Source organism: Rhodoglobus sp. GW821-FHT12B09, from assembly GCF_058809925.1.
This window is the reverse complement of sequence record NZ_JBXATB010000001.1, coordinates 108308-130667: the sequence shown is the minus strand read 5'-3', so window position 1 is coordinate 130667 and position 22360 is coordinate 108308. Positions and strand designations below refer to the sequence as shown.

Sequence of the window (22360 nt, the reverse complement as noted above, 5' to 3'; positions counted from 1 at the left end):
TAGCGACGGCGTCCGACCATCGGGCCCGATGCCGGGCACGATGGCCGAAAGCCGCCGAAAGTATGGCTAGTTCTGCGCGTCCCGCCACGCGAGCCAGCGCTTCACCGGCGCGAGGTCGTACTCGGGACCGGTGATGCCGAGGGTGAACAGGGTCACGCCGAGCTCGCGAAGCTGGTCGGCATACGCCTCGTCGCGGTTGCGGAGCTCGTTCGAGATCTCGATCTGGCTGACGTCGCGGCCCACCGCGGCGCCGTGCTCGGCGAGGATGTCGAGCTTGCGCTGCAGGTCGTCGGGCGCGGTGAAGCTGTGCCAGATGTCCGCGTGCTGCGCGACGATGCGGAGGGTCTTCTTCTCCCCGCCGCCGCCGATGAGCACGGGGATCTTCCGCGTGGGCGGAGGGTTCAGCTTCGCCCAGCGCGCCTCGATGCGGGGCATGGCTGCGGCGAGGGCATCCAGCCGCTGGCCCGCCGTGCCGAACTCGTAGCCGTACTCGTCGTAGTCGCGCTCGAACCATCCCGAGCCCGTGCCGAAGATGAAGCGCCCACCGCTGATGTGGTCGAGGGTGCGGGCCATGTCGGCCTGCAGGTCGGGGTTGCGGTAGCTGTTGCAGTTGACGAGCGTGCCGAACTCGACGCGGCTGGTGAGCTCGGCCCACGAGGCGAGCTCGGTCCAGGCCTCGAAGTGCAGGCCGTCGGGCTCGCCGCTGAGCGGAAAGAAGTGGTCCCAGTTGAAGAGGATGTCGACGCCGAGCTGCTCGAGCTCGCGAACCGTGTCGCGGATCTTCGGATAGTCGGCGTGCTGGGGCTGGACCTGGACACCCAGGCGGACGGGTCGTGATGTCATAACTTCACGCTACCCCGCTCGCGAGGGAACTACCGCCCGAGGAACTTCTGCAGCGACGCGAGCTCTTCCTCGGAGGGTCCGCCGGGCTTGGAGCCCAGGCCGAACCCCGAGCCGGCAGCGGCGGCGGGCTTGAGGGACTCCCCGGCCGCGAGCGCCGCGTTCTCCGCGGCGCGCTTGGCGGGGTTGCCCGACTTCGAGCCCTTCTTCTTCGGCTGCACCTTCGCGGCGCCGAACTTCTGGCCGGGGATCGGCCCCATCCCGGGGATCTGCGGGGTGCCGCCGCGCGCGACGGTCTTCATCATCTTCGCCGCCTGCTCGAAGCGGTTGACGAGCGCATTGACCTCGGTGACCGTCGTGCCGGAGCCCTTGGCGATGCGCACCCGGCGCGAGCCGTTGAGCACCTTCGGCACCCGGCGCTCCTGGATGGTCATCGACTGGATGATCGCCTCGGTGCGGGTGATCTCCGACTCGTCGAAGTTGTCGAGCTGCTGGCGCATGCCCTTCGCGCCGGGGAGCATCCCGAGCATGTTCTTGATCGAGCCCATGTTCTTGAGCTGCTGCATCTGCGCGAGGAAGTCCTCGAGGGTGAAGGTGTCGGTCGCGAACTTCTCGGCGACCTTGCGCGACTCCTCCTCGTCGAAGTTCTTCTGGGCCTGCTCGATGAGGGTCAGGATGTCGCCGAGGTCGAGGATGCGGCTCGCCATGCGGTCGGGGTGGAACGGCTCGAAGTCGTCGAGGCCCTCGCCCGTGGAGGCGAACATGATCGGGCGGCCGGTGACGGAGGCCACCGAGAGGGCCGCGCCACCGCGGGCGTCGCCGTCGAGCTTCGAGAGCACCACGCCGGTGAAGTCCACGCCCTCCTGGAAGGCGCGGGCCGTCGTCACGGCGTCCTGGCCGATCATGGCGTCGATGACGAACAGCACCTCGTCGGGGTCGACGGCCTTGCGGATGTTCGCCGCCTGCTTCATGAGCTCGGCGTCAACGCCGAGGCGACCGGCGGTGTCGACGATGACCACGTCGAACTGCTTGCGCGTGGCCTCCTTCACCGCGTCCTTCGCGACGCGCACCGGGTCGCCCTTGCCGTTGCCGGGCTCGGGGGCGAAGACTGCCACTCCGGCCTGCTCCCCCACCACCTGCAGCTGGGTGACGGCGTTGGGCCGCTGGAGGTCGGCCGCGACGAGCATCGGCGTGTGGCCCTCGGCCTTGAGCCACTTCGCGAGCTTGCCCGCGAGCGTCGTCTTACCGGCGCCCTGGAGGCCGGCGAGCATGATGACGGTCGGCGGGTTCTTGGCGAACTGGATGCGGCGGGCCTCCCCGCCGAGGATGGTGATGAGCTCGTCGTTGACGATCTGGACCACCTGCTGCGCGGGGTTGAGCGCCTTGGACACCTCGTCGCCGAGGGCCCGCTCGCGAACGCGGCCCGTGAACTCCTTGACCACTTCGAGGGCGACGTCCGCGTCGAGCAGCGCCCGGCGGATCTCGCGAACGGTGCCGTCCACGTCAGCGGGGCTGAGCTTGCCCTTGCCGCGCAGGTTCTTGAACGTATCGGCGAGACGATCCGTGAGGTTTCCGAAGAGTGCCATGGTGCACTCAGTTTAACCGCGGTCGGCGGTCCGGAATGTCTGAATCGTCACCCCTTGGGAATCGGTCCTCGAGTCAACGAGGCTCATCGCGATGCGCGGGCCGTTGTCGGCGAACAGCCGCCGGCCCTGGCCCAGCACGACGGGTACGACCATGAGCTCCATCTGGTCGACGAGCCCGTGCTCCAGAAGCCACTGAATGAGGCGGCTGCTGCCGTGCACCTGCAGCTCGCCGTCGCCGCTCGCCTTGAGGGCCGTCACTGCCGCCAGGAGGTCGGCGCCGAGGACTGTCGTGCCCGCCCAGGCCGGGGCGACGAGCGTCCGGGATGCAACGTGCTTCGGCTTCGAGTTCAGCGCCGCCGCCACGGGGTGCTCCCGGAGCTCCTCCAGAGTTCCCCAGGACTCGAAGAACAGGTCGTAGGTGCGGCGGCCGAACAGGAAGGCGTCGGCGCGCTGGTAGGTCGCGGCGATGTGCTCGCGAGTCGAGTCGTCGCCCGCGCCGAGCGCCCAGCCGCCACGGTCGAAGCCGCCCCTGCGGTCCTCCTCACTGGCGCCGCCGTTGGCCTGGGTCACTCCGTCAAGGGTGAGCTGGGTGATGGTGGTGAGTCTCATTGCCGGTCTCCTGTCGTCGGCGCCCCCGCTGGGCGGCCTTCACTCACTCAACGAACGGGCCGGGCCGAATCCGACAGAAACGGTCAGAACGCGACGAGGTCGCTTACCGTGGAGCGCATGGCACTCATCGTCCCGATCGCGGGCAGCACCCCGTCCGTTCCCGCCTCCGCGTGGGTTGCTCCGAACGCGACGCTCGTCGGCTCGGTCACCCTCGGCGAGCGCGCCAGCGTGTTCTACGGCGCGGTACTGCGCGCGGACGTCGACGCGATCTCGGTCGGCGAGGGCTCGAACCTCCAGGACAACGTCGTCGTGCACTGCGACGCCGGCAGACCGACGACCATCGGCGCGAACGTGAGCGTCGGCCACGCCGCGGTGCTGCACGGCTGCACCGTCGAGGACGGCGTGCTGATCGGCATGGGCGCCACGGTGCTCAACCTCGCGGTGATCGGCGCGGGCTCCCTCGTGGCGGCGGGAGCGGTAGTGCTCGAGGGCACGGTGGTGCCGCCGGGGTCACTGGTCGCCGGGGTGCCCGCGAAGGTGCGGCGCGAGCTCACGGACGAGGAGCGCGCGGGCATCCGGGAGAATGCCGCCCGCTACCTCGAGTACGCCGAGGTGCACCGGGGCGCCGCGACGAACGGGACGAGCCCGGCCGCCTAGGCCGCGAGGTTGGCCAGGTAGAGGGCGAGAACCCCCGCGAAGGGCAGGAGCGCCACGATGATGGTCGCGATCGGAAGGCTCTTCGGCGCACCCTTCGCCAGGCGCACGATGGCGATGACGATCGCCGCGAGGCCGAGCAGCAGTCCCACCACGAAGAGCACCTGGAACAGCACCGACCCGGAGCCGCTGCCCGTGAGGGCCGCCGAGACGCCGAGTATGAAGCTCACCGGAACGAGGAGCGCCGCGATGATCGCGGCGATGAGCGGGATGACCCCGCGAGCGGGCTGGGCGGTCGCAGTCGGGGTCGTCATGTCGATACCGTAGCGGCATGGCAACCCCGCTGTCTGCACATCCCGACTGGATCGAGCACCGCCGCCCCGGCGACCGCGAGCTTCTCGGCTGGATGCAGCCGGAGGGCGACGGCTTCGTCGTCATCGACCTGCTCGGCCGGCGGCGCAGCGGGGTGCTGGACTGGCTCGACGCGGAGGAGGCGCTCGAGGAGATCGGGATCGGCTACCTCGCCGACATCTACGAGCTGAAGCTCGAGTCGGGCGAGTGGCTGCGCGTGCGCCTCGCCGAGGTCTCCCCCGCGCGGATCATCGCGAAGCGGGACGACTTCGGCGACATCAACGCCGACCAGGTCTACTACCCGCTTCCGTTCCCGATGCCGGCGACCCTGCGGCCGCGCTAGCCGACGAGGCCCTGCACGAACACGTGCGGGGTGAATCCCGTGAGGTCGCCGATGCCCTCGCCCTGGCCGACGAGCTTGATCGGGATGCCCGTGCGCTCCTGCACCGCGAGCACGAAGCCGCCCTTGGCAGAGCCGTCGAGCTTCGTGAGCACCAGCCCGGTCACGCCGGCGCTCTCGATGAACGCCTCGGCCTGCGAGAGGCCGTTCTGGCCGGTGGTCGCGTCGAGGACGAGCAGCACTTCCGCGATCTCGACCTGCTTCTCGAGCACGCGGCGGATCTTCCCCAGCTCGTCCATGAGCCCGCTCTTGGTCTGGAGCCGGCCCGCGGTGTCGATGAGGACGATCTCGATGCCCTCGCGCTGGGCGCGCTCCACGGTCTGGAAGGCGACGGATGCCGGGTCCTGGCCCTGCTGCTGCGGCTTGACGATCGCGGCTCCCCCGCGCTCCGCCCAGGTCGCCAGCTGCTCGACGGCGGCGGCGCGGAAGGTGTCTGCGGCCCCCACCACGACGGTGCGGCCGTAGCCGGTGAGGAACTTGGCGAACTTGCCGATCGTCGTCGTCTTGCCGACGCCGTTCACGCCGACGACGAGCACGACGGCCGGCCGGTTCGACAGGTGCAGCGTCGGGTCTAGGCGCGCGAGGCGCTCCTCCAGCGTCTCGCGGAGCATCCGGCGCAGGTCGGCGGGATCGGTGGTGCGGTACTTGGCCACGTTGGCGCGCAGTTCCGCGACCACGGAGTCCGTGATATCCGGGCCGAAGTCTGCCGAGAGGAGGGCGTCCTCGAGGTCCTCCCACGTGCTCTCGTCGATGGTGGCGCGGGAGAACATGCCCTTCAGGGCGGAGGAGAGAGACCAGCTGGGTGCCATTCAGACAGGCTACCCACAGGCGGGTTGAGTAGCGCGCCAGCGCGTATCGAAACCGCGTTTCGGTTTCCCACTCGGTTTCGATACGCGCGCCAGAGCGCGCTACTCAACCCGCCGGGGTCGCGACGCGCTGGCCCACCACGGCGCTGATTCCGTCCGCGCGCATGCTCACGCCGTAGAGGGCGTCGGCGATCTCCATCGTGCGCTTCTGGTGGGTGATGACGATGAGCTGGCTCGTCTGGCGCAGGTCCTCGAAGATCGTGAGCAGGCGCCCCAGGTTGGCGTCGTCGAGCGCGGCCTCCACCTCGTCCATGATGTAGAACGGACTGGGGCGAGCCTTGAAGATCGCGATGAGCAGGGCGACCGCCGCGAGGGAGCGCTCACCGCCCGACAGCAGGCTGAGCCGCTCGATCTTCTTTCCCGCCGGCTTCACGGTGACCTCGATGCCGGTCGTGAGCATGTTCTCCGGGTCGGTGAGGTGGATGCTGCCGGTGCCGCCCGGGAACAGGATCGGGAATACCTGGTTGAACGCCGCCTTCGTGTCCTCGAAGGCGCTGCCGAAGATGTCCTGCATCTTCTCGTCGATCTCCTCGATGATCGTCAGCAGGTCCTTGCGGGTGTTCGTGAGGTCGGTGAGCTGCTCGGTGAGGAACTTGTGCCGCTGCTCGAGCGCCTCGAACTCCTCGAGCGCCAGCGGGTTGACCCGGCCGAGCTGGGCGAGCTTGCGCTCGGCGGCGGCGAGGCGGGCCTGCTGCTCGATGCGGACGAACGGCTTGGCGGGGTGAGCAGCGGCCTGCGGCGCATCGACACCGGCATCTTCTGGCGCGCTACTCGACCCGCTCTCGTCCGGCACCGGCACCTCGGGCCCGTACTCCGCCACGAGCACGTCCTCCACGAGGCCGAGCTCCTCGCCCGCGCGCTCGAGGAGCGTCGACAGGTGCAGCTTCTTCTCGTAGATCTGCATCTCGAGGCCGTGCACGTTCTCGCTGATCGCGAAGAGCCGCTCGCGCAGCGAGCTCTCCTCGCGGCGGAGGGTGGCGAGCTCCTCGTTCTGCTGGCTGCGCTCGCTCTCGCGGGCGGCGAGGCGCACGCGCGCCTCCGACACCGACCTGTCCACCGAGTCGAGCACGGCGGGCAGCGCGGCGATCACCTGGTTCGCGGCGGCGACCTGGCGCTGGCGGATGACGGTCAGCCGCGCCTGCTCCTCCGCCGCCTCGCGCTCGGCGATGAGCTGCTCGGCGAGGGACTCGGCTCGCGCGCGCTCGGCCCGCACCCGCTCGCGGATGGTCTCCAGCTGGATGCGCAGCTCGAGCTCGGCGGCCCGTGCCGCCTCGACCTCGGCGAGAACGCCGTCGCGGGCGGAGGCGTCGAGCATCGGCTTCGGCGCCGACTCGAACGCCTCCCGGTCCGTCTTGGCCTTCTCGACCGCCACCTCGGCCTCGCGCACGTTCTCGGCCGTGGTGCCGAGCGTCGCGGAGAGCCGCTCCCACTCCGCCTGCGCGGCCTCGAGCTGGATGCGGAACCGCGAGAGCTGCTCCGACTGTGCGGCGAGGGCGGCGTCGTACTCGCGCAGCGCGGCGAGGGCCGTCGCGGCCTCCTCCTTCGCCGTCTCCAGCGCGCCGCGCTTCTCGGCGAGGGCGAACTTGGTGCGCTCGATCTGCGTGGTCACGGTCGCGAGCTTGGCGGCGGCGGCATCGCGCTCGGCGACCAGCTCGACCCGCGAGCGCTTGGCGCCGGAGCCGCCGCGCAGCACGAACTGCGTCAGCACGTCGCCCTGCCGGGTGACGAATGTCGCGTCGCCGATCGCCTTGTAGGCGGCGCGGGCGGCATCGAGGTCCTCCGCGATGTAGACGCCCGCGAGCAGCCCGAGCACCCCGCCGGGGGCGGTCACGACGTCGGACGCGGCACGCACGCCGTCGACCTTCTTCGTCGCGGGGGCAGTGCCGTCGGCCACGACGACCTCGACGCGGCCGAAGTCCTTCGCGGCGGACTCGGCGAGCGCGTCGAACGCCGACGATGCCGAGTCGGCGAGCACCGCGTCCGCCAGCGACCCGAGCGCTGCGGCGATCGCGGCCTCGAACCCCGGCTCGATCTTCAGGTGCTCGGCGACGAGGCCCCGGATGCCGGCGAGCTTCGCGCCCACGAGAGCGCTCGAGCCGTCCTTCTGATCCACAGCGAGCGAGAGGGCCGAATTGCGGGCGGCGAGCGCATCCCGCTCGCGCTCGGCAGCGTGGAGGTCGTCCCGCAGCTGCTCGATCTCGGCCTGCAGTCCCGCGACCACGGCCTCGGAGGCCTCGTACGCGGCGTCGAGCGACCCGTCGCCCTCCTCGCCCGTGGCGGCGACCGCCTCGAGGGCGACGAACTCGGTGCGCGTGGCATCCCGCCGCTGCTCCGCCTGCTCGAGCGCGTTCTGCTGGCGCAGGAGCTCGCCGCGAGCGGCCGCGAGCTTGGACTGAGCGACGTCGACGCGGGAGGCGAGCCCCGCGAGCTCGAGCTCGTGGCGGGACACCAGGGCGCTCTGCGCGGAGATCTCCTCGTCGAGGGAGTCGAGGGACGCCTTCGCGGTGGCGGTCGCGGCGGCGGCGGTGCCGACGGCCTCCTCGGCCTCGGCCACTCCGGCGGCGAGGCGGTCTGCCTCGTCGCGGGCCTCCTGCACGGAGGCCTGGCTGATCGTGGAGCCGACGCTGGGGCCGTCGCCCTGCTGCCCGAGGAGCGCGAGGCGCTGGTTGGCGAGCGTGTAGAGGTTGCGCAGGCGCTCCTGCGCGGACTCGAGGCCGAACGCCGTGCGGCGCGCGAGGTCGACGGCGTCGCCGACCTGGGCCTGCTCGAGGCGGCCCTCCCGCAGCTTGTTCTGGTCGAGCTGCTCCTGCAGCACGATGCGCTCGGTCTTGCGCTCGGACTCGCTGCGGCTGAAGTCGGTGATGGCGGCGCGGAGCTCGACAACCTCGTCCGCGAGGAGTCGCGCGCGGGCATCCCGGACTATCGAGGCGATGGAGGCGGCCTCCTTGGCGATCTCCGCCTGCTGGCCGAGCGGCTTGAGCTGGCGGCGGATCTCCCCCGCGAGGTCGGAGAGGCGCGTGAGGTTGGCCTGCATCGCGTCGAGCTTGCGGAGCGTCTTCTCCTTGCGACGGCGGTGCTTCAGGATGCCCGCCGCCTCCTCGATGAACCCGCGGCGGTCCTCGGGGCTGGCGTGCAGCACGGCGTCGAGCTGGCCCTGGCCGACGATCACGTGCATCTCGCGCCCGAGGCCGGAGTCGCTCAGCAGCTCCTGCACGTCGAGGAGCCGGCACTGGTCGCCGTTGATCGCGTACTCGCTGCCGCCGTTGCGGAACAGCGTGCGGGAGATCGTGACCTCGGAGTACTCGATGGGCAGCGCGCCGTCGGCGTTGTCGATGGTGAGGATGACCTCTGCACGGCCGAGCGGGCCCTTCGTCGCGGTGCCGGCGAAGATGACGTCCTCCATCTTGCCGCCGCGGAGGGTCTTCGCGCCCTGCTCGCCCATGACCCAGGCGAGGGCGTCCACGACGTTGGACTTGCCCGAGCCGTTCGGGCCGACGACGCACGTGACGCCCTGCTCGAAGGCGAAAGTGGTCGGCTGCGCGAAGGACTTGAACCCCTTCAGGGTCAGGCTCTTCAGGTACAAGGCGCAGCCTTTCCGTGCAGGGGGATGATCGCTCTAAGGTACCCGACGGCCGCACCTCACGGTTCCGTCACGATCGGTTGACACCGTCGGGCGCCGTTGTAGTCTGGTCGGCTGCTCAACCGGCGGCACCGGATTCCCACGAGGAGCATCACCATGCCCGCCTTCACGATCGACGAACTGACGATCCCCGACACGCTCGACGGCCCCGGCGGAGCCGACTTCATCCGCGCGATCGAGGTGAGCAACGAGGTCGAGGCGCTCGGCTACGGCACGCCCGACCTCGCGTACGAGCCCGACGAGGAGCTCGCCATCGTCCACAACCCGCACGAGCCCACCCGGATCGTCGTGGCCCGCGTCGAGGGACAGATCGTCGCGCGCGGCACGCACGAGACGACGGTCGGAGAGGACGCGGACACCTCGTGGCTGGCCGTCAACGTGCTCCCCGAGTTCCGCCGCCGCGGGATCGGCACGGCGCTGGCCGACGCCGTGGAGGGCATCGCCCGCGAGGAGGGCAAGGCGAAGGTGGTCCTCTACGCGCCGATCGCCGAGGGCCCCGGCGAGCGCCTCCCCTCCCCGACGGGCTTCGGCTCGATCGTCGCCGGCGGCGACGGCGTGCGGTTCCTGCAGAAGCGCGGCTACACCTTCGAGCAGGTCGAGCGGCTCAGCCGGCTCGCGCTGCCCGTCGAGGGGCTCGACGGGCTGCTGGCGGCCGCGCAGGAGCGCTCCGGCGCGGACTACCGCCTGCACACCTGGCACGGGAGCACACCGGAGCAGTGGCGGGCCGATATCGCCAACCTCGGCACCCGCATGAGCACGGACGCCCCGACGGCCGGCCTCGAGGAGCCCGAGGACGTCTGGACCGTCGAGCGCGTCATCGAGTCGGACGAGCGCGCCGCCCGGGAGAGCCCCCGGGTGCGCCACGTCGCCGCCGTCGAGCACGTTCCCACCGGCCACCTCGTCGGCTACACGGTGCTCTCCGTGCCGCCGCAGCTGCACCGCGCCGTCGACCAGTACGCCACGATCGTGCTCCGGGAGCACCGCGGCCACAAGCTCGGCATGCTGCTGAAGGTGGGCAACCTCGCGCACCTCGCGCAGCAGCGGCCGGGGCATCCCTCGGTCATGACCTTCAACGCCGAGGAGAACCGGCACATGCTCGACGTGAACGAGGCCGTCGGCTTCGTGGCGATCGCCAACGAGAGCGCCTGGCGGAAGGACCTGCGGTGAGCTTCACGATCGAGCGGATGACCATCCCCGGCACCCTCGACGAGCCGGGCGGCGCGGACTTCGTCGAGATGGTCGCCGTGCGCAACGCGATCGAGGCGGAGACCTCGGGCCTCGCCGAGATCTCGCCGACGCCGCAGGACCTCCTGCCGCACTGGCAGGACCCGTACTCCCCGCAGGTGCTGTTCGTCGCGCGGGTCGACGGGCACATCGTGGGCCGCGGCGTTCTCACCCTGCCCATCGAGGAGGGGTCGCGCGTCGCGCGCCTGCGGCCCGAGGTTCTCGCCGAGTTCCGCGGGCGGGGGATCGGCGCGGCGCTGCTCGAGGCCGTGGAGTCGGCCGCGCGCGACGCCGGTCGCACGGTCTTCGAGACCGAGTCGATGGCGATCCCCTCCGAGGGCGAGCAGCTCCACTCCCCCACCGGGTTCGGGTCGGTGCCGGCGGACAACGCCTCCGCCCGGTTCGCGCTCCGGCACGGGTACGCGCTCGGGCAGGTCGCGCGCGGCAGCCTGCTGCCGCTGCCGTTCGACGCCGCGGGCGCGCTCGGGGCTGCGGCCGAGGCATCCGGGCCCGCTTATCGCACCGAGGCGTGGACAGGGGCGATTCCGGATGCCCGGCTCGACGACCTCGCCCACCTGCACTCGCGCATGAGCACGGACGCCCCGGCCGCCGCCCTCGAGGTCACGCCCGAGGTGTGGGACGCGGACCGGGTGCGCGCCCTCGACGACCTGCGCGCCAAGACCGGGACGGCGATGCTGACCTCCGTGGTCGAGCACGTCGAGTCGGGGCGGCTCGTCGCCTTCAGCGAGCTCTCGGTGCCCCCGGACACCGCCCTCGCCGTGCACCAGCAGGACACCCTCGTGCTCCGGGAGCACCGCGGCCACCGCCTCGGGATGCTCGCCAAGCTCGCGAACCTCGAGCTGCTCGAGCGCGAGCACGCCGGGCACTCCTCGGTCATCACGTTCAATGCCGAGGAGAACCGGCCGATGCTCGACGTCAACGAGGCGATCGGATTCGTGCCGTTCGTGTACGAGGCGGTGTGGGAGAAGCGGGTGTGAGCAGGGCCGACCTCGGTCAGCGGCAGTTCTGCCACGCGTCGCTGGCCTGGATGCGCTCGGCTGTCGCCTGCGCCTTCGGGCCGTAGCCGCCGTCGAGGGCGGTCTCGGCGATGTCCTTCGCCAGGGCGGGCCGCTCGGACTGGTCGGCGTTGCGCAGCTCGACGAGGTCGCTCGTGAGCTCGGCCGGCAGCTGCGAGATCACCGACAGGCGGTGCGCGCGCAGCTTCTGGGCTCCTGCCTGCACGCCCGGCCCGTACTCGCCCGAGAGTGCCCCGTCGCGGATCTGCTTCGCCTCGTCCTTCCGGTCGGCGGGGTCGAGGCCGCGCAGCGAGGAGAGGTCACCGCGGAGGCCCGCCGGCAGGCGCAGCCAGGCGTGCAGCAGGTGCTCTCCGAACTGGCAGTCGGATGAGGCATCCGCGCCGCTCGTGGGGGCCGCGGAGGCGGCGACCGCACCCGTGGAGAGCAGTGCTGCGGTGATGACGGTAGTGGCGATGATGCGGAGTTTCATGATCGTTCCTTTCGGTTGGTGAGACCACGATGCGCGGGCAGTGTTCGAGGCGCGTGCGGCGAATGTTCGAGGCGTGTAAACCTGCGCGCCCGGGCAGGAACAGATGCACTTGAATGGGCACATGGTCGAAGGGCGCGGTCTCGTTGTCGTCGTGGAGGACGAGCCCTCGATCGCGGACATCCAGCGGCTCTACCTCTCCGAGGCCGGATTCGGGGTGCACGTCGAGCGGGACGGGGTTTCTGGTCTCGCGGCGGTCCGCAGGCTGCACCCGGTCGCGGTCGTGCTCGATGTCGGGCTGCCCGGGATGGACGGCATCGAGCTCTGCCGCGCGCTGCGCGCCGCCGACGACTGGACCCCCGTGATCTTCGTCACCGCGCGCGACGAGGAGGTCGACCGCGTGCTGGGCCTCGAGCTCGGCGCCGACGACTATCTCACCAAGCCGTTCTCGCCGCGCGAGCTCATCGCGCGCATCAAGGGCATCCTGCGGAGGCAGGACGGCCCTGCGGCGACACCTCCGCTGACCGTCGGCTCCGTGACCCTGGACCGGGCCCGGCGCACCGTCGTCGTCGACGGCCGGGACGCCCAGCTCACCACGACAGAGTTCGATCTGCTCGCCAAGCTCATGTCGGCGCCCGGACAGGTCTTCTCGCGCGAGCAGCTGCTCAGCACCGTGTGGGGCCACGTGGACTACGGCGGCGGCCGTACCGTCGACGTGCACGTCGCCCAGGTGCGCGCGAAGCTCGGCGAGGCGAGCCCCATCCGCACGGTGCGCGGCGTCGGGTACACGGCATCATGAGGTCGCTGCGCGCCCGGGCGACGATCGTGACCGTGGCCGTCTCGGTGATCGCCGTGCTCATCACCGGCCTCATCTCGCTGCAGCTCGTGCGCTCGTCGCTCAACGACGAGGCCCGCGACCAGCTCGCCGCTCAGGCCGATGTGCTCGCGCAGCGACCGGGCCTCGTCGACGGCGCTCTCGTCAACAACGCCCTGGACGGCACCCTCACGGCGGTGGTGGTCGACGGGACCGCGACCGGGGCGGCGGCGGAGTACGTCGACAGGGTGATCCTCGCGCGGCTCGCTGCGGGCGAGAGCGTCTCGACCTCGCGGCGCGGCGTGCTCATCGAGGCCCGCCCCACGGCGGACGGCGCCGTCGTGCTCGTCGAGCCGTCGACAACCGTCGAGCGCGCTCTCGGCAGGGCCACGACCCGCATCCTGATCGCACTCGGGATCGGGCTCGCGGTCGCGGTTCTCGGCGGCACGCTTCTCGCCCGCAGGCTCTCCCGCCCCCTCGCGGATACTGCGGCGGCGGCCCGCAGGCTGGCGTCAGGCGAGCGCGGAGTCGCGGTGCCCGCCACCACGACCACCGAGATCGCGGACGTCGCCGCTGCCCTCTCGGCGCTCGACACCGCGCTCGTGACCTCGGAGGGGCGGCAGCGCGAGTTCCTGCTCTCCATCTCCCACGAACTGCGCACACCGCTGACCGCGGTGCGCGGGTATGCCGAGGCCCTCGCCGACGGGATTGTTCAGGACCCGGCATCCGTCGGCCGCACCCTCGTTGCCGAGACCGAGCGGCTCGACGCCTTCGTGCGCGACCTGCTCGAGCTCGCGCGCCTCGAGGCCGACGACTTCAGCATCGCCCTCGCCGATGTCGACCTGGCTGCCCTCGCCGAGAAGGTCGCCCTGGCGTGGGCCAGCACGGGCACCGTCGTGACCACGGGCGCCGGCACGGCCCACACGGATGCCCGCCGCCTGCGCCAGGTTCTCGATGGGCTCGTCGAGAACGCCCTCAGGTCGGGAGCCTCGACGGTCGCCCTCCACGTCTCCCCCACCGCGATCTCGGTAGCGGACGACGGGCCCGGCATCGACCCCGCCGATCTCGCCGTCGCGTTCGAGCGGGGAGCGCTGCACGCGCGCTACCGCGAGGTGAGGGCCGTGGGCACGGGTCTCGGCCTGTCGATAGCGGCGCGACTCGTGGGGCGGATGGGCGGCACGATGCGCGCGGAGAACGGGGCGACGGGTGGAGCGGTGTTCACCGTGGAGCTGTTCACGGCGTCCGCTTGACCGTCATCACCGCAGGCGCTGGCACCACGGGCAGAAGTGCGAGCCGCGGTTCATGAACTGCTCGCGCACGATCGGCCGGCCGCAGCGCGGGCACGGCTCGCCCTGCTGCCCGTACGCGTTGAGCGAGTGCGCGAAGTAGCCCGACTGCCCGTTGACGTTGAGGTACTGCTCGTCGAAGCTCGTGCCGCCCTCGGCGAGCGCCTTCGCGAGCACGGCCCGCACCTCCGCGAGCAGCACCTTCGCGCGCGGGCGTGACAGCGTCGCCGTCGGCTGCTCGTAGTGGATCTTCGCCGCCCACAGCGACTCGTCCGCATAGATGTTGCCGATGCCGCTGATCAGCGTCTGGTCGAGCAGCGCCCGCTTGATCGTCGTGCTCTTCTTCGCGAGCCGCGTCAGGAACGCCGCGTCGTCGAACCGCTCGTCGAGCGGGTCGCGCGCGATGTGGGCGACCGCGGTCGGCACGAGCTGCAGCGGGTGGTCCTTCGTCTGCACGAGGGTGTCGATGGCCATCGAGCCGAAGATGCGCTGGTCGACGAAGTTCAGGCGAAGAGCACCGTGCTCGGGATGCACGAGCTCGAGCCGAATGCGGGTGCGCAGGTCGTCCGTGGCCCGGTCGCGCAGCAGCACCTGTCCGCTCATGCCGAGGTGCAGGACGAGCGCCTCCTGGCCCCCGTCGAGCGGGATCCACATGAACTTTCCGCGGCGCTCTGGCGCGAGCATCCCGCGCCCTGTAAGCCTGTCGACGAAGTCCTCGCTGGGTCCGGGATGACGGCGCAGCGAGCGCTCGTCGTAGACCGCGACGGATTCGACAGTCGCCCCGGTGACCGCCGGTTCGAGGCCGGCGCGCACCACCTCGACTTCGGGCAGCTCGGGCACGGCTAGACCAGGGTGGCGGAGAGCTGCGTCCAGGCGTCGAGGGCCGCGGCCATCTCGGCCTGCTTCTTGCTCGACCCGGTGCCGGTGGCGATCTCGACCTTTCCGAGCAGCACGGTCGCGTGGAAGCGCTTGGAGTGGTCAGGCCCGCTGTCGGTGACCTGGTAGTTCGGCAGTCCCCGGCCGAGGCGGGCGGCGAGCTCCTGCAGGCTCGTCTTCGGGTCCATCGCGGCGCCGAAGCGCTCGGGGTTGTCCATCAGCGGGACGATGAGGCGCAGCACGAGGGCCGTGGCCTTCTCGCCGCCGAGGGAGAGGTAGGCGGCGCCGATGATCGCCTCGACGGTGTCCGCCAGGATCGATGACTTGTCGCGGCCGCCGGTGAGCTCCTCGCCCTTGCCGAGCCGAACGTGGGCGCCGAGTCCGATCGCGCGCGCAACCTCGGAGAGCGCGACACTCGAGACCAGGCTCGCGCGGCGCTTGGCGAGCTCGCCCTCGTCGAGGGTCGGGTTGTCGCGGTAGAGCATGACCGTGACGGCCTGCCCGAGGATCGAGTCGCCGAGGAACTCGAGTCGCTCATTGTGGGCGAGACCGCCGTGCTCGTAGGCGTAGGAGCGGTGGGTGAGGGCCAGCTCCAGCAATTCGGGGTCGATGGAGACACCGAGCACGTCTGTCAGACCGGACCCGGCGCGCTCAGCTTCGTCGCCACTCATGCACTACCTCGATAGAGGATTTACTCGGTATCGCCCGGCAGGCGAACCCATGAGCTAAACGTCGGCGACCTTGCGGCCCTTGTACTCCAGGTACAGGGGCGTGCCGGCGGAGTCCTCAACGACCTTCGCGCGGTGCGGGAGGCTGTAGGTGGTCTTGCCGTTCTCGATCGTCTTGACGAGGGTGGGGGCGTCAGCCTTCCACTGGGCGCGGCGCATGCGGGTGGAGGCCCGCGACATCTTGCGCTTGGGAACTGCCATGGCTATCTCTTCTCTGTGTTAAGACTTGGTGTTTTCGTCGTTCAGGCCTTCGAGCCCGGGCTGTTCTGCCAACTTCGACAGGGCCGCCCACCGTGAATCGACGGGAGCCTCATGCTCGTGACCCGGGTTGTCCAGAAGCCGCACCCCGCACTCTGGGCACAGGCCGAGGCAATCTTCCTGACAGACCGGTTGGAACGGTAGTGACAAGACCACCGCATCCCTGACCACGGGTTCCAGGTCGACGTGATCGTCGTGAACCATGTAGTCAAAAGCTTCGTCGAAAGAATACGCGAAAAGCTCCTGGAATTCGACCTCGACCGGCACCTTCACATCGATCAGGCATCGGACGCACTCGCCCTCGGCCACAGTTTCGACGCCGACGGACGCGAGAATGCCGTCGTGGAGCGACTCGAGCCGGGCATCCACGTGCACGTTCGTGCCCTGGCGGACGCCGATCACCGCGTTGCCGAAGCCCTCGGGCTCGGCGACGTCGAGCGACTTCTCGCGCATCTCCCCCGGGCGGTGCATGAGGTCGTAGACCGGGATGCTGTAGGGGGTCTGGATGTGGTGTGACACGAGCAACAAGCTTACGCGCTGGCGCGGGCCGACGCCCGGGGCGGGGAACGTTCCGCCCGCTCGCCTAGCGTGAGATCCGGCGATCGTCGCTCGGGACGGCCCCGGGAGCGACGATCGTCGGATCTCACCGCGTCAGCTAGAGCGCGGCCTCGACCTCCGTGAACGCCTCGTCGTAGATCGCGAGGGCCTGGGCGACCTCGTCGGGCGTCACGATGCACGGCGGCACGACGTGGATGCGGTTGTCGGCCGCGAACGGCAGCAGCCCGCGGTCCATGAGCGCCTTCTTGAGCTGCAGGATGACGCCGCCCGAGACCGGCTGGCGCGACTCGCGGTCGTCGACCAGGTCGAGCGCCCAGAAGACGCCGAGGCCGCGCACGTCGCCGATCAGCTGGTGCTTGTCGGCCAGTTCCGCGAGGCCGGGAGCCAGGTGGTCGGTGCCGATGGACTTGGCGTTCTCGACGACCTTCTCGTCCGTCATCGCGTCGATCGAGCCCACGATCGACGCCATCGCGAGCGGGTGGCCCGAGTAGGTGAGCCCGCCGGGGAAGACCTGCGACTCGAACACGTTAGCGATGGACTCCGAGATGAGCACGCCGCCCGCCGGCACGTAGCCCGAGTTGACGCCCTTCGCGAAGGTGACGAGGTCGGGCGTGACGCCGCCGTCGATGCCCTGCCAGGCGAACCACTCCCCCGTGCGGCCGAAGCCGCACATGACCTCGTCGAAGATCAGCACGATGCCGTACTTGTCGCACAGTGCGCGCACGCCGTGGAGGTAGCCGGGCGGCGGCACGAGCACGCCCGCCGTACCGGGGACCGTCTCGAGGAGGATCGCCGCGATGCCGGTCGAGCCCTCCGACTGGATGACCCGCTCGAGGTGCTGCAGGGCGCGCTCCGTCTCCTGCTCGGGCGACGATGCCCAGAACTCGGAGCGGTAGAGGAACGGGCCGAAGAAGTGCGCGTGCCCGCGCGCGTACTCGTTCGGCTGGCGGCGCCAGTCGCCTGTCGCGACGATCGCCCCGCCCGTGTTGCCGTGGTAGCTGCGGTAGGTGGAGAGCACCTTGTCGCGGCCGGTCGTGAGCCGTGCCATCCGGATCGCATTCTCGTTGGCGTCCGCACCGCCGTTGGTGAAGAACACCTTGCCGAACGGGCCGCCCGCCTTGGAGATGATGCGCTTGGCCGCCTCGCCGCGCGCGAGGTTCGCGTGGGCGGGAGCGACGGTCGCGAGCACGTCGGCCTGCGCCTTGATCGCCCCGATGATGGCCGGGTGCTGGTGCCCGAGGTTGGTGTTGACGAGCTGGCTCGAGAAGTCGAGGTAGTGCTTGCCGTCGTAGTCCCACACCTCGCTGCCGGCGCCGCCGGCGATCACGAACGGGGTGAGCGCGCCCTGCGCCGACCAGGAGTGGAACACGTGCGCCCGGTCGAGGTCGTACGCGAGCTGGCCGTCTTCTGAAGTCATTGCTGTTCCTTACGAGATGGAGCGGGGCCGGCCCGGGCCGACCCCGCTCACTGTATAACCAACTGCCTACTGGCCGCCCTCAGTGAGGGTCACGTCGATCGGCGTGTACGCGCCGTCAACCGTCACACCGTCGGCCTTGAGCTCGTCGAGAGCCTTCTGGATGTAGGTGTTCGAGTACGCGGAGTCCGCGGGCTCGGCCGTGATGAGGTTGAGGCCGTCCTGGTTGACGGCCGCGAGGGCGCCCTTGACGGTCTTGTCCCACGCCGCCTTGTCCACGAGGCCGAACGGCCCGCCCGCCCAGATGAGCTTGTTGACCTCGTTCATCTGCCACAGCTGGTGGACGGGGCCGACCGGGAAGGCGGCCTCGGCGTTGATCGCGGCGTTGTACGTGATGTCGGCGGCCTTCTCGGGGTTGTCCCGCGCGAAGATCCAGCCCTTCGTGACGGCCTTGAGGAAGCGGACCGCCGCATCGGCGTACGCCGGGTCCTCCAGGCGCTTCGTGTCGGCCCACAGCGCGTCTTGGAGCATCGCACCGTCGGTGTCCTCGTAGGAGACGACGTCGAAGTCCTCGGGCGTGTAGAGCTTGCCCGTCGCCGGGTTCACGACCTCGAGGATCTGCGCCCACTCGTTGTACGTCATCGCCTGCGCGGCGTCGACGTCGCCGTCGAGGAGGGCGTTCATCGAGAAGTCCTGCGTGGTGATGGAGACCGACGTGGAGTCGAGGTTCTCCGCGGCCATGGCCGCGAAGATCTCCCACTCGTTGCCGAAGCCCCACGAGCCGATGCGCTTGCCCTCGAAGTCGGCGACGGATGCCACGCCCGTGTCCTTGAACGACACCTGCAGGGTGCCCGACTTCTGGTAGACCTGCGCGATGTCGGTGAGCTCGGCACCGGTCGCCTCGAGGGTGCCGAGCACCTTCGGGACCCACGCCACGGCGAAGTCGACGTCGCCGGCCACGAGCGCGTCCTGCGGCACGATGTCGCCGCCCGACGGGACGATGTCGACGTTGTCGAAGCCCTCGTCCTGGAAGTAGCCCTGGTCGAGCGCCACGTAGTAGCCCGCGAACTGCGCCTGAGGCAGCCACTGCAGCTGCAGCTTGATATCGGTGATCGGCGTGAAGTCGCCGGTGTCCGTGCCCGGGTCGGCGGCCGGTGCGGCGCACGCGGCGAGCGCGATAGCCGAGATGGCCGCGACGGATGCCACGGTGAGGGAGCGTCGCAAAGAAGGACGAGTGCTGTGTCTCATGCTGTTCCTTTCGTTGGTGTGCGGATGGAGCAGGTGGTGCAGCCGGTCAGACCGGCCTTCCCCTCGTCACGAGCCGCTCGAGCAGCGACATGACGAGGAAGAGCACGAGGCCGATGGCGATGCCGCCGGCGACATAGGCGAACGCGAGAGCGGCATGGCCGGACTTCGCGTAGCTGGCGATCGCGGTGCCGATGCCGTCGGCGGGGCCGCCGAAGTACTCGGCCACGAGGGCGGCGATGACCGCGATCGAGCTCGCGATGCGCAGGCCGGTGAGCAGGTACGGCAGGGCGGTCGGGAGCGTCAGCACGCGGAAGGTCTGCAGCCCGGATGCCCCGGCCGACCGCAGCACGTCGCGGTGCACCGGCCGCGTCTGCCGCAACCCCCGCAGCACGTTCACGAAGACGGGGACGAAGGCGGCGATCGCCGCGACGTACTGCCGCCCGAACTGGCTGGACGCGCCGAACATCGTGTTGAGGATCGGCGTGATGGCCACGATCGGGACGACGGCGATCGCCGCGACCAGGGGCGCGAGCATCCCGTCGACCGGCCTGAAGGTCGCCGCGAGGGCGGCCAGCACGATCGCGACGACGGCCCCGACCGCGAGGCCGACGAGGGCGTTGGTGGCGGTGATGCCCATGTCCTCGAGGATGATGTCGTAGTGGTCGGCGATCTGGCCCACGATCGCGACCGGGCTCGGCAGCGCGCGCGGGGCGGCGTGAAGCACGTCGACCACGAGGAACCACAGGGCGAGGATGATCGCGCCGACGGCGACCGGGGCGACGAAGCGCAGTGGCGCAGGCAGGGTCATCGCTCGTTCGCCCGCTCGACCGGCGCCCCGTGGAGCGCCTCGCGCACCGCGGTCACGCGCTCGAAGTACTCGGCCGACTCCCGCAGGGCCTCGGTGCGGGCATCCCCCAGGCCCATCGTCAGGATGTCGGTGATGCGGCCGGGGCGCGGGCTCATGACCACGACCCGGTCGGAGAGGAACACCGCCTCGGGGATGGAGTGCGTCACGAACACGACCGCCGCGCCGGTGTCCGCGGCGATGCGCGCGAGCTCGCCCTGCAGGTACTCGCGGGTCATCTCGTCGAGGGCGCCGAAGGGCTCGTCCATGAGCAGCAGCCGCGGCTGCTCGGCGAGCGCCCGGGCGATCGCGACGCGCTGCTGCATGCCGCCCGAGAGCTGGTCGGGGTAGCGGTCGACGAACTCCTCGAGCCCCACGAGCGCGGCGAGCTCGGCCACGCGCGCCTGGCGCTCGGACTTCGTGACCGCGTGCAGCTCGAGCGGCAGTCCGATGTTGCCGGCGACCGTGCGCCACGGCAGGAGGCCCGCCTGCTGGAACGCGATGCCGTAGTCCTGGTCGATGCGGGCCTGGCGGGCGGGCTTGCCGAAGATCTCGAGCTCGCCCGTCGACGCGGGGTCGAGGTCGGCGATGAGCCGCAGCAGCGTCGACTTGCCGCAGCCGGAGGGGCCGATGAGCGAGACGAACTCCCCGGGCTCGACGGTGAGCTCCACGTCGGTGAGCGCGACCACGTCCCCGGTCGTGGTCGCGAACGTCTTGCCGATGCCGGTTGCCTTGACTGCACTCATGCGGTTGCTTCTCCCCTGCGGTAGTTCTTGAGGCCGAGGCCGATGAGGGCGACGGATCCGGCCGCCACGAGTCCCAGTGCGATCGAGCCGAACGTGGGACCCCACGGTGCCGCCGGGTCACTGGAGCCCTGCCCGGCCAGCTGGATGAGCATCCGGCCGATGCCGCCGCGCATGCCGATCGAGACCTCCGCGACCACCGCGCCGACCACCGCGTTGGCGGCGGCGAGCCGCAGCGCGGGCAGCAGGTGCGGCACGGCGGCAGGCAGGCGCAGCCGGAACAGCGTCTGCCAGTACCCGGCGGCGTAGGTCTTCATGAGATCGAGGTGGATGCGGTCGGGAGACTCGAGGCCGCGGAGCACGCCCACCGCCACCGGGAAGAACGCGAGGTACGACGCGATCACCGCGACCGAGAGCCACTGCGGCCACGGAACGGCGCCCGCGCGGTCGACCTGGGATCCGATGCTCGCGATGAGCGGCGCGAACGCGATGAGCGGCACGGTCTGACTCACGACGATCCACGGGAGCAGCCCCCACTCGGCGAGGCGCCAGCGCTGCATCACGAGCCCGAGCAGGGCGCCCACGGCGACGCCGATGAGCCAGCCGACCGCCGCGATGCCGAGCGTGGTGAGCGCCGCGGTGACGACGGGGACGACGAGCGGCGGGGTGTCGCCCCCGCTCGCCGACTGGAAGAGCCGCGCGACCATGTCCCAGATGTGCGGCATCGCGCGGTCGTTCGTGCGCGGCAGGATCATGACACCCGAGCCGGTCTCGCCCGCGACGGCGCCGACGACGAGGCCCTCAGCGGGACCGAGGAGCTTGTAGAGCTCCCAGGCAGCGAGTACTGCGAGGACGCCGAGGGCGCCCCATCCGATGACGGCTCCGCGCCTCATGCCTTCGCCACGACGTGCTCGCGCAGGGCGGGCATCACGGTCTCGCCGTACTGGCGAAGGGTCTCCTCCTTGTTGTCGTGCTGGAGGTAGCCCGCGAACTGGTCGACGCCGAGCTCCTTCAAGGCCGTGAGCTTCTCGATGTGCTGCTGGGCGGTGCCCAGCACGCAGAACCGGTCGACGATGTCGTCGGGCACGAAGTCGACGTGGTCGTTGCCCGCCTTGCCGTGCGAGTTGTAGTCGTAGCCCTCGCGCGCCTTGATGTAGTCGGTAAGGGCCTTCGGCACATTCGACCCCTCGCCGTACTTGGCGACGATGTCGGCGACGTGGTTGCCCACCATTCCGCCGAACCAGCGGGTCTGGTTGCGCATGTGGTCGACGTCGGTGCCGATGTACATCGGCGCCGCGACGCAGAACTTGACGGACATCGGGTCGCGCCCGGCTGCGGCCGCGGCATCCCGGACCGTCTTGATCATCCACTCGGCGATGTCGAGGTCCGCGAGCTGGAGGATGAAGCCGTCGCCCACCTCGCCCGTGAGCTTGAGCGCGAGCGGGCCGTAGGCGGCGACCCACACCTCCACCTCCGAGCCCTTCGACCACGGGAACTGCAGCTGCGAGCCGTTGTACTCCACGGGCCGCGAGTTGGCGAGCTCGCGGATGACGTGGATCGACTCGCGCAGCTCCGCGAGCGTCGTCGGCTTGCCGTTCGTCACGCGCACCGCCGAGTCGCCCCGCCCGATGCCGATCACCGTGCGGTTGCCGTACATCTCGTTCAGGGTGGCGAAGACGGATGCCGTCACCGTCCAGTCACGGGTCGCCGGGTTGGTCACCATGGGGCCGACGATGACGCGGTTCGTCTCGGCGAGGATCGCGCTGTAGATCACGTACGGCTCCTGCCAGAGCAGGTGCGAGTCGAACGTCCAGACGTACTCGAAGCCGTACTGCTCCGCGAGCTTGGCGAGGTGGACGGTCCGGCTGGCCGGGGGGTTGGTCTGGAGTACTGCGCCGAATTCCATGTGGCTGCTTTC

The 22360-nt window shown here is 70.5% G+C and carries 23 protein-coding genes; 6 read left to right on the top strand and 17 right to left on the bottom strand.

Features of this window, described 5'->3' with window-relative positions; all coding sequences use genetic code 11:
• Positions 1 to 66: 66 nt before the first annotated feature.
• The 3 genes from AC1RTC_RS00635 to AC1RTC_RS00625 are packed head-to-tail and all read right to left on the bottom strand — an operon-like array spanning position 67 to position 3035.
• A complete protein-coding gene (locus AC1RTC_RS00635; protein ID WP_493153518.1) occupies positions 67 to 843 on the bottom strand; it encodes an LLM class F420-dependent oxidoreductase in 777 nt (258 codons plus the stop codon).
• Between the two features lie 29 nt (positions 844 to 872).
• The gene (ffh, locus tag AC1RTC_RS00630) at positions 873 to 2426 is read right to left on the bottom strand and encodes a signal recognition particle protein (RefSeq protein WP_493153517.1); all 1554 of its coding nucleotides are present in this window, start codon (positions 2424 to 2426) and stop codon (positions 873 to 875) included.
• A 12-nt stretch (positions 2427 to 2438) separates the two neighbouring features.
• Positions 2439 to 3035: a dihydrofolate reductase family protein gene (locus AC1RTC_RS00625; protein WP_493153516.1), complete on the bottom strand. Its 597-nt coding sequence runs from the start codon at positions 3033 to 3035 to the stop codon at positions 2439 to 2441.
• Positions 3036 to 3152: 117 nt separating this feature from the next.
• Between AC1RTC_RS00625 and AC1RTC_RS00620 the strand changes: the two genes are divergently transcribed.
• The gene (locus AC1RTC_RS00620; protein ID WP_493153515.1) at positions 3153 to 3692 is read left to right on the top strand and encodes a gamma carbonic anhydrase family protein; all 540 of its coding nucleotides are present in this window, start codon (positions 3153 to 3155) and stop codon (positions 3690 to 3692) included.
• On the opposite strand, the gene AC1RTC_RS00615 is transcribed toward AC1RTC_RS00620, so the two are convergent.
• On the bottom strand, positions 3689 to 4003 hold the full coding sequence (locus AC1RTC_RS00615) for a hypothetical protein (RefSeq protein ID WP_493153514.1): 315 nt from the start codon (positions 4001 to 4003) through the stop codon (positions 3689 to 3691). The two genes, AC1RTC_RS00620 and AC1RTC_RS00615, sit on opposite strands and share 4 nt — an antisense overlap.
• 17 nt (positions 4004 to 4020) lie before the next feature.
• Here AC1RTC_RS00615 and AC1RTC_RS00610 point away from each other — a divergent pair, with 17 nt between their 5' ends.
• The gene (locus tag AC1RTC_RS00610) at positions 4021 to 4383 is read left to right on the top strand and encodes a hypothetical protein (RefSeq protein ID WP_493153513.1); all 363 of its coding nucleotides are present in this window, start codon (positions 4021 to 4023) and stop codon (positions 4381 to 4383) included.
• Here AC1RTC_RS00610 and ftsY read toward each other — a convergent pair.
• Together ftsY and smc are read right to left on the bottom strand one after the other, a co-directional pair.
• Positions 4380 to 5249, bottom strand: coding sequence for a signal recognition particle-docking protein FtsY (gene ftsY, locus AC1RTC_RS00605; RefSeq protein WP_493153512.1), 870 nt, complete (start codon positions 5247 to 5249; stop codon positions 4380 to 4382). The two genes, AC1RTC_RS00610 and ftsY, sit on opposite strands and share 4 nt — an antisense overlap.
• 103 nt (positions 5250 to 5352) lie before the next feature.
• Positions 5353 to 8889 (bottom strand): chromosome segregation protein SMC, encoded by a 3537-nt coding sequence (gene smc / locus AC1RTC_RS00600; RefSeq protein WP_493153511.1) that lies wholly within the window; start codon positions 8887 to 8889, stop codon positions 5353 to 5355.
• A gap of 153 nt (positions 8890 to 9042) precedes the next feature.
• On the opposite strand from smc, the gene AC1RTC_RS00595 reads away from it, so the two are divergent.
• Positions 9043 to 10113: a GNAT family N-acetyltransferase gene (locus AC1RTC_RS00595; protein WP_493153510.1), complete on the top strand. Its 1071-nt coding sequence runs from the start codon at positions 9043 to 9045 to the stop codon at positions 10111 to 10113.
• The gene (locus tag AC1RTC_RS00590; protein WP_493153509.1) at positions 10110 to 11168 is read left to right on the top strand and encodes a GNAT family N-acetyltransferase; all 1059 of its coding nucleotides are present in this window, start codon (positions 10110 to 10112) and stop codon (positions 11166 to 11168) included. Before AC1RTC_RS00595 ends, AC1RTC_RS00590 begins: the two co-directional genes overlap by 4 nt.
• Before the next feature lie 16 nt (positions 11169 to 11184).
• Here the strand turns inward: AC1RTC_RS00590 and AC1RTC_RS00585 are convergent, their stop codons facing one another.
• Positions 11185 to 11676: a hypothetical protein gene (locus AC1RTC_RS00585; RefSeq protein ID WP_493153508.1), complete on the bottom strand. Its 492-nt coding sequence runs from the start codon at positions 11674 to 11676 to the stop codon at positions 11185 to 11187.
• A gap of 121 nt (positions 11677 to 11797) precedes the next feature.
• Here AC1RTC_RS00585 and AC1RTC_RS00580 point away from each other — a divergent pair, with 121 nt between their 5' ends.
• Positions 11798 to 12472: a response regulator transcription factor gene (locus tag AC1RTC_RS00580; RefSeq protein WP_493153507.1), complete on the top strand. Its 675-nt coding sequence runs from the start codon at positions 11798 to 11800 to the stop codon at positions 12470 to 12472.
• Positions 12469 to 13737, top strand: a complete 1269-nt coding sequence (locus AC1RTC_RS00575; protein ID WP_493153506.1) for a sensor histidine kinase — start codon at positions 12469 to 12471, stop codon at positions 13735 to 13737. The genes AC1RTC_RS00580 and AC1RTC_RS00575 overlap by 4 nt, the downstream gene beginning before the upstream one ends.
• A gap of 6 nt (positions 13738 to 13743) precedes the next feature.
• On the opposite strand, the gene mutM is transcribed toward AC1RTC_RS00575, so the two are convergent.
• The 10 genes from mutM to AC1RTC_RS00525 all read right to left on the bottom strand — a co-directional run bounded on the left by mutM (position 13744) and on the right by AC1RTC_RS00525 (position 22348).
• Positions 13744 to 14613: a bifunctional DNA-formamidopyrimidine glycosylase/DNA-(apurinic or apyrimidinic site) lyase gene (mutM, locus tag AC1RTC_RS00570; protein WP_493153505.1), complete on the bottom strand. Its 870-nt coding sequence runs from the start codon at positions 14611 to 14613 to the stop codon at positions 13744 to 13746.
• 2 nt (positions 14614 to 14615) lie between these two features.
• Positions 14616 to 15320 carry a ribonuclease III gene (gene rnc, locus AC1RTC_RS00565; protein ID WP_493153504.1) on the bottom strand — a complete coding sequence of 235 codons (705 nt, stop codon included), beginning with the start codon at positions 15318 to 15320 and terminating at the stop codon, positions 14616 to 14618.
• 54 nt (positions 15321 to 15374) lie between these two features.
• Positions 15375 to 15578: a 50S ribosomal protein L32 gene (rpmF, locus tag AC1RTC_RS00560; RefSeq protein WP_493153503.1), complete on the bottom strand. Its 204-nt coding sequence runs from the start codon at positions 15576 to 15578 to the stop codon at positions 15375 to 15377.
• Between the two features lie 18 nt (positions 15579 to 15596).
• A complete protein-coding gene (locus tag AC1RTC_RS00555; RefSeq protein WP_493153502.1) occupies positions 15597 to 16154 on the bottom strand; it encodes a YceD family protein in 558 nt (185 codons plus the stop codon).
• Between the two features lie 136 nt (positions 16155 to 16290).
• Complete coding sequence (locus AC1RTC_RS00550; RefSeq protein ID WP_493153501.1) at positions 16291 to 17610, bottom strand: aspartate aminotransferase family protein; 1320 nt, start codon at positions 17608 to 17610, stop codon at positions 16291 to 16293.
• Positions 17611 to 17676: 66 nt separating this feature from the next.
• Positions 17677 to 18855, bottom strand: coding sequence for an ABC transporter substrate-binding protein (locus AC1RTC_RS00545; protein WP_493153500.1), 1179 nt, complete (start codon positions 18853 to 18855; stop codon positions 17677 to 17679).
• A 46-nt stretch (positions 18856 to 18901) separates the two neighbouring features.
• Complete coding sequence (locus AC1RTC_RS00540; RefSeq protein ID WP_493153499.1) at positions 18902 to 19663, bottom strand: ABC transporter permease; 762 nt, start codon at positions 19661 to 19663, stop codon at positions 18902 to 18904.
• Entirely contained in the window at positions 19660 to 20445 is a 786-nt protein-coding gene (locus AC1RTC_RS00535) for an ABC transporter ATP-binding protein (protein ID WP_493153498.1), read from the bottom strand. Before AC1RTC_RS00535 ends, AC1RTC_RS00540 begins: the two co-directional genes overlap by 4 nt.
• Positions 20442 to 21335 (bottom strand): ABC transporter permease, encoded by an 894-nt coding sequence (locus AC1RTC_RS00530; protein WP_493153497.1) that lies wholly within the window; start codon positions 21333 to 21335, stop codon positions 20442 to 20444. Before AC1RTC_RS00530 ends, AC1RTC_RS00535 begins: the two co-directional genes overlap by 4 nt.
• Positions 21332 to 22348: a TIGR03842 family LLM class F420-dependent oxidoreductase gene (locus AC1RTC_RS00525; protein WP_493153496.1), complete on the bottom strand. Its 1017-nt coding sequence runs from the start codon at positions 22346 to 22348 to the stop codon at positions 21332 to 21334. Before AC1RTC_RS00525 ends, AC1RTC_RS00530 begins: the two co-directional genes overlap by 4 nt.
• Between the last annotated feature and the right edge of the window lie 12 nt (positions 22349 to 22360).